This window comes from Gemmata algarum, assembly GCF_034097035.1.
GTDB classification, from domain to species: Bacteria; Planctomycetota; Planctomycetia; order Gemmatales; family Gemmataceae; genus Gemmata; species Gemmata algarum.
Genome location: NZ_JAXBLV010000078.1, coordinates 1 through 1510, shown reverse-complemented (window position 1 = coordinate 1510; position 1510 = coordinate 1). Strand labels below are relative to the sequence as shown.

Sequence of the window (1510 nt, the reverse complement as noted above, 5' to 3'; positions counted from 1 at the left end):
ACAACTCAGCGGGCGGTGTCAGGTGCAGCGCCGGGTTCGGCCTTTTGGCGAGCCAGTTCGGGGGCGATTGCCGGCCAATCCTCCGACGCGCACAGGCCGATTAACGGCCGCGCCTGGAAGTCATCGACCGGGAGCGACGCCACCAACTCGGGCACTCCGTCGGGGAACTCGAAGAACGCGGCTTGGTGCCAGCCGTGAACGAGGCCTGCCGAGGCGACTTGTCCCCAGATGACGTTGTACTCCACCACGGCACGCGTGCGCTCGACCCGGGCGGCCGTGGCCATGCCGAACACGACATCGAAGACCCGGCCCCGCGCCACGTCTGCGTGGCAATAGCATGTCTGGAGGACTCCACCGCTGAACGACCCTGACCAAGCAAGGAACTCTTCCGTGAGCGCCGCCGCCGCACCATCGAAGCGGCGCCTCTCTTGGGCGTAGTAGGCTCTCACGGCTCTGAGCGTCTTCGCGGTTGTCGCCGCCGAGTACTGCCCGATCACCATTAGGAACCGCTGCTCGGGTAGGCATCGGCTTTCTTCGAGCATTCGCCCTCCCGCCGCGCCTTCTGTGGCCGAACGAACAGCTCACCTGCACCGCCCGTCCCGATGAGTGATGCGTCACAAGTCAGCCGGCGGTGTCAGGTGCAGCGCCGGGTTCGGCGTGCTTTACCGCCCGTGTTCGCTACACCGTTTGGTACTGCTGCAAGTACTCCCACTGCTTCTCGCGGGGCAGGTGCTGCCAGGTCTGGAGGATGGCCTCGTACATGGGCAGGTACGGCGTGTCGTTCTCCAGATGTTCGCGGATGTTGCCCTTCCGCAGTCCCTCAGCGCTCCCCTGGAACGTCTTGAACGACCTCCCGCCGCCGAGCTGCGGGAAGAACTGGTCGTACACCTCTCGCTTATTTAGGTCGCCGAATTCGGCCGGTGGGACGTAACGGCCACCCGCCGGAGTACGGGCGTAGCGGTGGAGGAACCATACCAGCCGCACCATCTCCGGGCTGCGATCCTCTTTCACGGCCGTCGCCATCGGTAAGCCCTCTGGGTGCCGAACGAACAGCTCACCTGCACCGCCATGATACAGTGAGCGACACAACTGTGGCCGATGGCGGTGTCAGGTGCAGCGCCGGGTTCGGCCTCGGCACCTACACCCGGCGGAGGCGAGCCGCGATGGCCGCAACCGCGCCGACCTGCTCCGTGGGTACGAAGATGGTGAACCGCGTGGTGCGATACCTCCGCCCGCGGAACTCGGCGAAGTATCGCACCCCAATACGGGCCATCTCTTGGTCGAGCAGGTAGATGTTGTGCTCTGCGGTCTCGCGGAACACGCCTGCGTACTCGACAGCCCCAACCGGCTGGGGCAACTCAGCGACCGACCCGACCATGTGTTGCGCGCGGCGCTGCCACGCGCCCACCGGCCTCTTCTTGCGGGCTCCGCCGGGGCGGCCGGGCCAACGTCGGCCGCCCTTACCGCGACTTCGTGGCGAACGGCACATCGGAAGTCTGCGCCCTCTGGT

General features: G+C 66.3%; 3 protein-coding genes. All 3 read right to left on the bottom strand.

Features of this window, described 5'->3' with window-relative positions:
• Positions 1 to 5: 5 nt before the first annotated feature.
• The 3 genes from R5W23_RS08160 to R5W23_RS08150 all read right to left on the bottom strand — a co-directional run bounded on the left by R5W23_RS08160 (position 6) and on the right by R5W23_RS08150 (position 1408).
• Positions 6 to 542 carry a hypothetical protein gene (locus R5W23_RS08160; protein WP_320685905.1) on the bottom strand — a complete coding sequence of 179 codons (537 nt, stop codon included), beginning with the start codon at positions 540 to 542 and terminating at the stop codon, positions 6 to 8.
• 136 nt (positions 543 to 678) lie between these two features.
• Positions 679 to 1023: a hypothetical protein gene (locus R5W23_RS08155; RefSeq protein ID WP_320685904.1), complete on the bottom strand. Its 345-nt coding sequence runs from the start codon at positions 1021 to 1023 to the stop codon at positions 679 to 681.
• A gap of 115 nt (positions 1024 to 1138) precedes the next feature.
• Positions 1139 to 1408, bottom strand: coding sequence for a hypothetical protein (locus R5W23_RS08150; RefSeq protein ID WP_320685903.1), 270 nt, complete (start codon positions 1406 to 1408; stop codon positions 1139 to 1141).
• Positions 1409 to 1510 lie beyond the last annotated feature (102 nt).

Bases quoted from the DNA above. Each gene is read 5' to 3' on its own strand.
- R5W23_RS08160 (WP_320685905.1), bottom strand. From the start codon at position 542: ATGCTCGAAGAAAGCCGATGCCTACCCGAGCAGCGGTTCCTAATGGTG.
- R5W23_RS08155 (WP_320685904.1), bottom strand. From the start codon at position 1,023: ATGGCGACGGCCGTGAAAGAGGATCGCAGCCCGGAGATGGTGCGGCTG.